The sequence below is a fragment of the Alicyclobacillus sacchari genome, assembly GCF_004366795.1.
GTDB classification, from domain to species: Bacteria; Bacillota; Bacilli; order Alicyclobacillales; family Alicyclobacillaceae; genus Alicyclobacillus; species Alicyclobacillus sacchari.
Genome location: NZ_SORF01000030.1, coordinates 1 through 9,799, shown reverse-complemented (window position 1 = coordinate 9,799; position 9,799 = coordinate 1). Strand labels below are relative to the sequence as shown.

The window sequence follows — 9,799 nt, the reverse complement described above, 5'->3', positions numbered from 1 at the left end:
CCACTCGGCCAGCGGACGATTGGAGACTGGAACCATTGCAAAGACCACACCGACGCCTGCCCACACCATGAGCGCCAGGAAGCGCGGTTGGTGCAAAAGCGGAAGCAGAAACCATAGAACACCGGCCATCGGGGCCATGAGACAGACCCCGATGGAAAAATGCGCGATATGCTTGGTGCGAATGCCAAAGACGAGCGTTTCACCTTCCGTCATAGGGATCGGCGAATGAACTTCAAGCATGGCGACGCCCCCTTAAAAACTCTTACCGAGATTGTAGAGCGCTCCAGCCAAGATCGCGCCACCACCAAGCATGACGCCCGATATCGCCACCCACACGAGGTGGCTTTTTGCCTCCTCGCGTCGTTGCGCATGATGGGAACCCGCCATCAGGCCGATGACCGCCTTGTAGAGGTGGAACAAAAAGAGCGCACCGGCAACCGCAAAAATCGCATCATCCAGCCAACCGAGCGCCTGATTGAGAACGGAACTCACACTAGATGAGCTGCTGGATAGGGGGTTTGTAATACCGCTTGTATCGGCTTCAGCCGTCATGGCTGCAGAAGCTATCGCAACGACGCAGGTATACAGCCCTTTCCCCACGTGGCGAATCCAGTCCTTCATGTACATACACGCCTCCTATCGCTGAAACGTAGAATCAATAGCCACAATGACCCCTGGCAAAATCACCGCCGCAAGAAATCCGACAATGGCGTACAACGTGATGTGCGCACCGGTTCGCTTGATGCGTGCATGACTCCCGATGGAACCGACAATCCATACAAGCGCACCCGCCAGCACCCCGATTTCCGAAAGGAAATACACCCACGCAAACACGACCTCAATGAGATGTCCAAAGCCTGTTGTGACGCGATTCAGGAGCGCCCATGGGTTCACCGGTGCAAAACCCATCTGCGTGATGGTTTGTGTGACACTCGACGCCGTGCTTCCCGCCATACCGTCACCTCCCTTCGCTTGGTATGGTCTTGATGGCACGAGCGTACAGGATGGGACAGAACAATTCGCGCCAACTTTAGGCCAAATGACACCATAAGCCGAGTCAGTCGCGTCTTATAAATGGCGCAAAATTGGCGCGTTGATAAAGCTGGACCGTGGTAGCCTGTGTGCATAGCAACTGAAAAGGGAGGCGCCAGATATGGAGAGAGTCGAATACGTGGACCGCGTGAAGCACGTGTGGAGCGAGTACCGGACGAACGACGAGGAACTCGCCTTCGCTCTTGGCATCGAGGAAGAAGCTGAATGTGTGAATGTCACGGCGAAAGACGACAAAACAGACATCACCGTATTCACGACGAAGGCTGTCTATCACTTTAGCACTTTCCGCGCAGACTACATCGGCCATGCGTCACGCACACTGGTCGAACTTTTACGACACTTTAATATCAATCTGCCGATAGAATTTGTCGTGTCGCACCAAACATTCCAAGTCTATTTGACCGGAGAAAAGGTTGTGGCCGGAGATCACGAATACCCAATCGCCTACCGCAGCGAAGGTTATGAACTCGTGGAATCGGTCGAATGGATGATTGCGTCTAGTGTGCTTGATGTCGTCTTACGATTGGCTGAAGAATTCGAGGTAACGCCTGAACAGATCGTAGAGACCACTGTCGGCTCGTTTTACTCATTGCTTAGCATCGCTGAAGAATTCGAAGTGGACCCAGAAACAATCATCTCGACGTTGACAGAAACAATGAAACAGCAATGGCTTCTCGCCTCTCCACCCGCCGAATAAAACTACGCCCATCCGCCAAGCTCCTAACAGAGCATGTGTATGAAACCCTACACATGCTCACTTCATTTGGTGATGAACATTAAATACTTGTATGGTGTATGTATACCTATTACACGTACCTATTAAGTACACCTATTTCGTCTAGGTACTTTATCTACGAGTATTACGTGGTGTTTTGAAATACTTACTTCAACGACGTATATTATAATAGGAATCCTAAATGGTATACTTTACACCGAATACGTAAAGACATACTATAAAGGTTAAAATACGGAGGTGTACCATGTGGGAAAAGTTATTAGTGTTGGATTACAGAAGGGTGGCGTCGGGAAATCCACGACAACAGGCTTGACATCCTATATTTTGGCACATCAAGGTTTTCGAGTCTTAGCGGTTGATTTCGATTCGCAAGGTAATCTCACGCAATTTCTCACAAGACGAAGCCCGTATGATTTTGTACATAAGACAAGTTTAGAAGCGTGTAAAGAGCGGAATCCGAAACCATATGTGCACGCCGTGTCGGATCGTCTTCATCTTTTACCAGCCGAAGACTTTCTGAGTCAATTTGATAAGTGGTTATATACCGAAGTGCCCGTTTCAAAACAAATGACCATTCTTCAAGACACTCTCGACACAGTGAAGGATGAGTATGATTATATCCTTATAGATTTACCACCAAATCTTGGTGGTCTTACGCTAAATGGAGTATGCGCCTCCGACTATTGCGTTGTTGTATGCCAATCAGAACCTTTCGCTTATGATGCGCTTGACAGGTACATGGAAATTGTCCAAGCAGCTCAGGAAAGAGTGAACTCCAACATTAAAATTGCTGGTATTCTCATCTCGCTGTTGGATGCAAGAACAGCCATCGGAAACTATATTACGGAACGTGTGAAGGAAGAGTATGAAGGTTTTGTTTTTAATACGGTAATCAGAAGGAAATCAAGAATCATCGAGTTTTCGGTAGAAGGAATTCAATTCAAGAGCAAGGCCGATCGCGAGGCATTAACTATGTACGAAGAATTTGTTGAGGAGTTGAAAAAGCGTGTCTCCCAGTGATAAAAAGAAGCGTTTTGAAAGCTTGATGCCATCCAGAACAGAAACACCACCACACAAAACAGAAGTGATTGACGGTTTAATGGGAGGAAATACACCAAACCCCAACACAGAACAAGTACACCGTGTAAGTACACTAAACACATATACAGAACACACAAACGAAACACCTTTACACCGTGCGAATACTGTACAAGAAATCAGTCATACTCCATCGGACGAAGAGCCACATAGCGTGCCTACGTCATTCGATATAGCGTCAAAGATGCGTGCTTATGAACAGGAAAAGAAAGCGAAGAAATCCTATGATGAGCTATACACAAAACACACCTTTGTAGTTCGCAGAGACTTGCTCGAACGACTAGAGAAACTATCGCGGAAACACAGTCGAGGCTTCAAAACGAAATTTTTGAATGAGATACTGGAAGCTGGGTTAAATCAACTCGACTCGACAACCCAGAACGAACGTTGACACATTGGTGGACAAACATGTCGAAATGCTTATTCACAGCGAATAGTCTTTGTGCTAGAATATCGATCATCACAGAGGAAAACTTCGCTGTTTGTGGAATGAACAACTTATACGTTTAGGCAATAAAAAAGCTCCGGTAGGTTCCCAGGCCCACCGAAGCTGTCACCAAGCGTTCTCGACCAACGCTGGAGACGTTTCTGCCTGTAATTATAGCATGCGACGAGTGTGGGTGTCTATAGAAAAGTCCTAGACACTACAGATTCTCAGCATAAATGAGCAGAGGCCGATTCCCAGTGATGCATGGTCGTAACTGGGTATCGGTCTCTTTTACTACTGTATTTTTCTTAGGTATATATCTAAGGACGGAAAATGAAAGAAACCCCGACTCGGTTTGGCGGCCAATCGGAGTTTCTTGTCCCATGTGTTGTTGTATAGGTTCAGTATATCACAAAACACTGACCATGCAACGTCTTCTTCAGTATATGCAGCATGAAGATTATGGGGCGCTTTCCGGGTAAACTTGGAAAGCGTTTTTTCGTCCTCACTTAGGAGGATGTACATATATGGTTAATCAAGGAAGAGTGAAGAAAGGCTGGACCGAAAATTGGTTTAGAACTCCTAACAGCATTTACGAGGTGGATTATGTAAGTGGATATGCGAAAGCTGTTTATATCTTTTTATGCCGTTGTGCTGATGCTGAAGGACAAAGCTTCCCTGGTTACAACGCCATCGCTAAAGCGATTGGCTTTGGACGTACCCGAACCATTGAGGCTATTAAAGAACTGGAAACTGTCGGTCTTTTGATAAAAGAACATCGCCGGAATGAAGAAACGGGTGAATACTACAGCAACCTTTATACCGTCATTCATCCTGATGATGTGCCACTTGGAGGGGGTCTGTCGTCTGGCGACAGACCTATATCGCCATATGACAGACCTGTGTCGCACGGCGACATACCCCTATCGTCTCACGACAGACCTGTGTCGCCAGACGACAGACCTATGTCGCGTGGCGTACGAGAAGTAAGATCTAAAGATCAAGATCCACTTGTAAAGACATACTTAGACACACACAAAGAAGCTGCCAGTGCAATCGAGATGACGAATCAGAGACAGGTTCCTTATGATTCTCACAACGAAGTGTGTGATAGTATAAACCAATCTTTACTTCAGTTAGGTATACGCGCACAAAGGAAAACAATTCTAAACTGGTTACAAATCGCCCAACCAGAAGAGATTATAGAAGCAGCTTACTTAGCAACGAGAGAAGGAGTTAAATCACCAGCTGGTTATATTGGTTCCATTCTCCGTAATGGACTGATACAAGTCGAAAAAACAAACTCTACAAAGTTGGATCCTAGATATAATGAATTTTACAAGTTATTTCCTCGCTAAAGTGACGGAGACCTTCGGAACGAAGCAAGTTGTGGCATCGGAACCACGATGGTGAAATCGGTGGCGGATTATGTTCGGAATAGCCTTGAGGTTGATAAGGTGGTTATGGATCCCCAGTGAGCGTCAAGTAGCGCACACTTATTTCCAGGCAGTAGATAACCGGCGCAAGTAGGCTGCGGTGGAAGAATCCCCGTTGCGATTCTCGGATACAAAGCATGGTGACCAAAAATGACCCTGCAGGAGAAATGGGAACTTGAAAAACTGCCATTCCGGCGGGACGTAGAAGGACATGAGTTCTACGAGACAACCGCACACCGAGAGGATCTGGTCCGGATGGAATGGATACTGTAACAAAATGCACCGGGGCTGCTGGCGGGAGAGGTGAGACGATGCTGCAGAAATATCGTCGAATCTAGAATGGATGAGCGAAGTTCATCCAGCGTGGGCTGCTCATAATTTTATATCTGCCGCTATAAGCGTAGATCAAATTCTTAAATATCTATCAGGGTTCCAAAATCCTATAGTTCTTGACGCTCACGCTTCACCGACGTTTGGAGAGTGATTTGCGCTTTCGTTACCAGTGCGGCTTCTCCCTTCACCAATCGGTTCCATCCGTCTCGACTCTAAGCCGCGTCTTTCAGGCCATCGTCGATAAAGGGGTTGCGGAGATACTATTTGCCGAATTGGTTCGTCAATGCCGTGACGAAGGGCTCATCGAGGGCGAGCATGTCGCGATAGACAGCACGGCGATCCATGCGTATGAGCGCAAACGCCCGTGCTTAGGTATGCAGCTCTCCAATCGGGCCAACTGGGGCGCGAAGTTCGATGCCTTTGGCAACAAGTCGGCGGGGTGTGGCTACAAGTCCATTTAGCCGTCGATGCGAAAAGTGAACTTCCCATGGCGCTCACGGTGACACCAGCGAACGTCTACGATGGAGAGATGGCCATCCCCTCATGGAAGAGCTTCATCACCACGACTGGCGGATTCGCTTCGTGTTGATGAATGCAGGATACGACCAAATGAAAAACTATAAAGCCGCTCGAGCATTAGGCGCTCAGGCTATCATCCGGATGAATCGCTAGAATGGGAAAGAGCCGCCGGAAGGAATGGGTTTCGATGGCAGGGGGTACCGATGACGTATTGGGGCGCAGAGGGCGACTGCCTCAAGTTTCTCTGTCCGCATGTGACAGGACGTGTTGATTGCCCGCTTGGCATGGCTGTCTGTTCTGCATCGAACTATGGCATGGTTGTGAAGATGCACATCGATGAGGAGGTTCGTCGATACGCGATTCCACATCGCGGCTCTCGCACATGGAAGACGCTATACGACGAGCAGACCACTGTAGAGCGCTGTTTTGCACGGCTGAAAGAGTGGATGACGCTGGACGGCGTGCATGTGCGGGGTGTCGAGAAGGTCAGAGCGCATGCGTACATCAACGCCGTTGTACTCATGGCATCGGCTCTGGCGATGCATCGGGTGAATCGCATCAAGCAGGTGTCTTAACCTGATGCTTCGAACGAACACCACCGAAGGGACGTGATCTATCCACACAACAGAAAAGGTTTTTTGTGGAATGCGTTATCTCGCAAGAGAAGTGTTTGTCGTTTTCACCTGCGATGGAATCAGTCATTCTGCAAAAGACCCATGTTGTTTAATGCAATGAAATGAAAGGTAAGACAGGCCAAGAGAAAGTGAGGACTGCAGGGATGCCGCGCGATGGTTTTCCATGGCGTGTACGAATATTGGAGTGGTGGCGCTCGGGCGCGGTAAAGGGGTTTCGAGTTCGTCGACTTGTGTGGAGCTTAGTTGTGCTTGCCATTTATCCGCCTCGCGCGCCTCGTGGTGAGCAATTCACGTGGGCAGACTTAATCTTTTGGGGAACCGTCTCGCTCGAGGCGGCTCTCATATTTTTCGGGGTCGACCATCGAGCTCGTCGAATGGCGGGATCGGCGTTAGCGGCTTGGGGCATGTTGTGCGGACTCAATTTGTGTCTGGGGATGCCACGCGACCTCGTTGGATCACTTGTGTGGCCCATGTTGGGATGGATAACCTCAGTTATGCAGGAGCGAGATGTTCCTCTGAGTGTTTGTTATGTTGTGATATGTGCCCTAGATCTCGCTGTGGTGCAACCGACTTGGCCCGGTTCCGTGGGATATCTGTCCGGTTACGCGTTACTGTACGTAGGGATTCGCGGGACCTTGCTGCGACGCTCGGAACATCAGCGCCTGCTTGCTGCGCATTCAATCTTGCGGCGCGATGCGCGCGAGATGGCCGAGCTGGCGGCCGAAGCCGAACGCCTCCGCATTGCTCGTGACATGCACGATGGTGTAGGTCATCAATTGACAGCGCTCGTAATCCAACTGCAAGTGCTTCAAGCGCGAGCTCGGACGCTTGACGAGAGGGCTTTGTTTGAAGACGCCGTTCAATCGGCGCAGAACGCCCTTCGAGATCTCCGTGATGCAGTCCACCGTATGGGAGCGCGAGGCGGTGCGGGCGAGGACTGGTTGCGCGATCTCACCGTAACATTTTCCAAACGAACGGCCGTTTCTTGTTCTTTTGAAACGATTGGTGCGCTTTCATCGGTGAGACCAGACGTTTGGATGGTTTGGTATCGCGTGTTGCAGGAACTCTTGGCCAACGCTGTCCGCCACGGCCGAGCAACTGCCATTCAAGTGATCATCCGCATGGAGGGTTCACTTGCCACGCTTCAGGTGACCGACAACGGGAGTTTGCGCGATCTGCGCGGCGTGCATGAAGGTTTCGGCCTCGCGTCGGTGCGCGCCCGGGTCGCAGCGCTGCAGGGGCAGATGTGGCTTGCGATCGCACCTGGCGACGGACTGTGCGTCACGGTCACCATCCCTATCCATGAACAGGAGGGGTCTAAGTGACTCGAAACATGCTGAGCATCGCAATCGCGGATGATCAGGAACTCGTGAGGGAAGGTTTGCCGCTTCTGTTGGAGCAAGTTGAAGGCTTTCAAGTTGTTGGCCTTGCGCGAGACGGCTACGAGGCACTTGCCCTAGCCAGCACCGGGGAGCCAGACCTGCTCTTGTGTGACATCCGTATGCCGGGGATGACGGGCATTGAGGTGGCTCGGGAACTTAAGCGAGCCGCGTCGACCGTACGGGTGGTGATGCTGACGACCTTTGACGATCTCGATTTCGTCGAAGCTGCTCTCTCCGCAGGGGCGTGTGGATTTCTGCTCAAGGGAAAGCCCGTCGATCGTACGGTGGAAAGCCTACGCCGCATGGCACACGGCGAGATAATCTATGCCACGCGTCACGCTCAGGAAGCGTTCAGGTCCCTTGCAGGGGGGTGGAGAGCACAATTGACCGCGGCGGAAGACCCGATAGGTTACATTTTAACCGAATGATTGCGTTAATTTTTTACAAAATAAAAAATATGCTACAATGATCATAATTCTTCTGAGGGACGTCTCGCATGATACGAGTTGTGCAGCGTCGGCTTTGGGGTAATAGTCTTTGAAGAAACCTTAGTTGGAATTAACCTTCGAAGACCTAAATATAGAGTAAATGGATTCTCATTGGCCCTTCACGTATTGTCCCTCGAAGGGGCCTTCGAATCACATTCCCTAAAGGATGAATACTATGAATTGTAGCAGAAACACGGTGCTGTTTTATATTAGTTCTCTGTTTGGAAATGTCTATCTTGAAAGGGCCATTTGGATACTTTACTACCAATCTATAGGACTATCTTTTTTAGAAATAAGTATTTTGCAAGCATTAATCAATGCATCTATGTTTTTATTTGATGTTCCAGGCGGTATTTTTGCAGATAAGTTTGGGCGTAAGGCGTCGCTCATAGTCGGCAGATTGCTGATCATTGCATATTACGTGATCGTGCTCTCAACAACTAATGTTGCTGCATTGGGGGCTGGCAGCATTTTATTTGGAGCGGGAATGGTTTGTATATCTGGGGCGGATCAGGCATTTTTATTTGACTCGATTAAAACAGAGGATTCGAATGATAATTACACGAAACTTTACGGTATATTTAATGGTCTTTCTTTGCTAACTCTATCCTTCAGCATGGAATGTGGAGGACTCATACAGAAACATTCATGGTTTTTAGTCTACTTTCTATCAATAGTATTTCAGTCCTGTTCTCTATTTTTCACGACTATGTTAAAGGAAAATAATAGGTATCATTCCGCTGTTGACAATGTTAGAGACAAATCAATGTCACCAAGGGGGTTAAATATTAGTTCAGCATCAAAATTTTTCATTACTGCAGTAGCTTTGTTTTGGGGTATTGCGTCAATTTATAACATGTTTAATCAAAAATTACTCTCTAGTGTAGGACTTCCGGTCTCGAGTGTCGCGCTAATTTATGCTGTTGGGTCGCCTGTTGTAGCACTATTCTCTATGCTTGCACACAGGTTTGAGAACATGTTCTCATCGAAAATAGTACTAATATGTGGTTTTCTGATTAGTGGAGTGTTATTTTCCATAATTATGGATAGGTCTGTATATATATATACCGTTTCCTTCATTGGAGTGTCCTGTCTGTATAACTTGACTGAACCGATCGTGTATAACAAACTAAATGGTCTTGTCACCTCGGAAAAGAGAGCGACTTTTCTTTCGTTTATTAATGTTTTGTCCAGCGCTTTCATGTTTGTTCTTCTTCCCGGAATTGGTTTTCTGGGTGATAGGTTGAGCTTAAGTATGATATTTACCGTACTAGGTCTTATATCTTGCATATTGTGTATCATAGGTGTGGTGTTGGAGTATAGAAAGCGTTCCATCACCACAATTCAGTAGTGTCCGGTATGCTGTGTAAAAAGGGGATGGCTCATATACTGTTACTTGAATACAAAATATAATAAGATCTTATCTTGATAATCTCGGATAAGAATAACCACTATTTACTGACTTTGGGGTGTATAAAGTGAGCGACTCATATAAAGGATATTTTGTAGATTTTTATGATAAGTATTTAACAGCGTTTGCAAAGAAAATGGCCGGATCTTTTTTGGGGTATTTTTCCTACTACCTAAATAGTGAAATGTAACCGTCAAACCGAACACACCTTGACGTTCAGTCCCGGGGAGGTGGATGGACAGTCACCGTTCGATTCACGAGATCATTCACCATTCCCGTTC

Annotated in this window: 10 protein-coding genes and 1 pseudogene; 8 read left to right on the top strand and 3 right to left on the bottom strand. The window is 47.8% G+C overall.

All coding sequences use genetic code 11. The features are described from left to right. From C7445_RS13870 to C7445_RS13860, 3 genes are all read right to left on the bottom strand, one after another. On the bottom strand, positions 1 to 240 hold a 240-nt coding region (locus C7445_RS13870; protein WP_134161122.1), incomplete at its 3' end, for a hypothetical protein. A 12-nt stretch (positions 241 to 252) separates the two neighbouring features. Then, positions 253 to 621 (bottom strand): hypothetical protein, encoded by a 369-nt coding sequence (locus tag C7445_RS13865; RefSeq protein WP_243835207.1) that lies wholly within the window; start codon positions 619 to 621, stop codon positions 253 to 255. Between the two features lie 15 nt (positions 622 to 636). Further along, positions 637 to 954, bottom strand: a complete 318-nt coding sequence (locus C7445_RS13860) for a hypothetical protein (protein WP_006445330.1) — start codon at positions 952 to 954, stop codon at positions 637 to 639. Between the two features lie 199 nt (positions 955 to 1,153). On the opposite strand from C7445_RS13860, the gene C7445_RS13855 reads away from it, so the two are divergent. The 8 genes and pseudogenes from C7445_RS13855 (at position 1,154) to C7445_RS13815 (ending at position 9,458) form a co-directional block, all read left to right on the top strand. After that, positions 1,154 to 1,750, top strand: coding sequence for a hypothetical protein (locus C7445_RS13855; protein ID WP_006445331.1), 597 nt, complete (start codon positions 1,154 to 1,156; stop codon positions 1,748 to 1,750). A gap of 285 nt (positions 1,751 to 2,035) precedes the next feature. After that, positions 2,036 to 2,809 (top strand): ParA family protein, encoded by a 774-nt coding sequence (locus tag C7445_RS13850; protein ID WP_040288118.1) that lies wholly within the window; start codon positions 2,036 to 2,038, stop codon positions 2,807 to 2,809. Then, a complete protein-coding gene (locus tag C7445_RS13845; protein WP_006445333.1) occupies positions 2,796 to 3,278 on the top strand; it encodes a hypothetical protein in 483 nt (160 codons plus the stop codon). Before C7445_RS13850 ends, C7445_RS13845 begins: the two co-directional genes overlap by 14 nt. A 563-nt stretch (positions 3,279 to 3,841) precedes the next feature. Further along, positions 3,842 to 4,672, top strand: a complete 831-nt coding sequence (locus C7445_RS13840) for a helix-turn-helix domain-containing protein (RefSeq protein ID WP_006445334.1) — start codon at positions 3,842 to 3,844, stop codon at positions 4,670 to 4,672. A gap of 539 nt (positions 4,673 to 5,211) precedes the next feature. Beyond that, a pseudogene (locus C7445_RS13830) lies at positions 5,212 to 6,177 on the top strand (transposase); the annotation flags it as partial. 554 nt (positions 6,178 to 6,731) lie between these two features. Next, positions 6,732 to 7,562, top strand: coding sequence for a sensor histidine kinase (locus C7445_RS14730; protein ID WP_192811446.1), 831 nt, complete (start codon positions 6,732 to 6,734; stop codon positions 7,560 to 7,562). Further along, on the top strand, positions 7,559 to 8,047 hold the full coding sequence (locus C7445_RS13820) for a response regulator (RefSeq protein ID WP_134161253.1): 489 nt from the start codon (positions 7,559 to 7,561) through the stop codon (positions 8,045 to 8,047). Before C7445_RS14730 ends, C7445_RS13820 begins: the two co-directional genes overlap by 4 nt. Positions 8,048 to 8,303: 256 nt before the next feature. Then, positions 8,304 to 9,458, top strand: a complete 1,155-nt coding sequence (locus C7445_RS13815) for an MFS transporter (protein WP_166669170.1) — start codon at positions 8,304 to 8,306, stop codon at positions 9,456 to 9,458. The last annotated feature ends 341 nt before the right edge of the window (positions 9,459 to 9,799 follow it).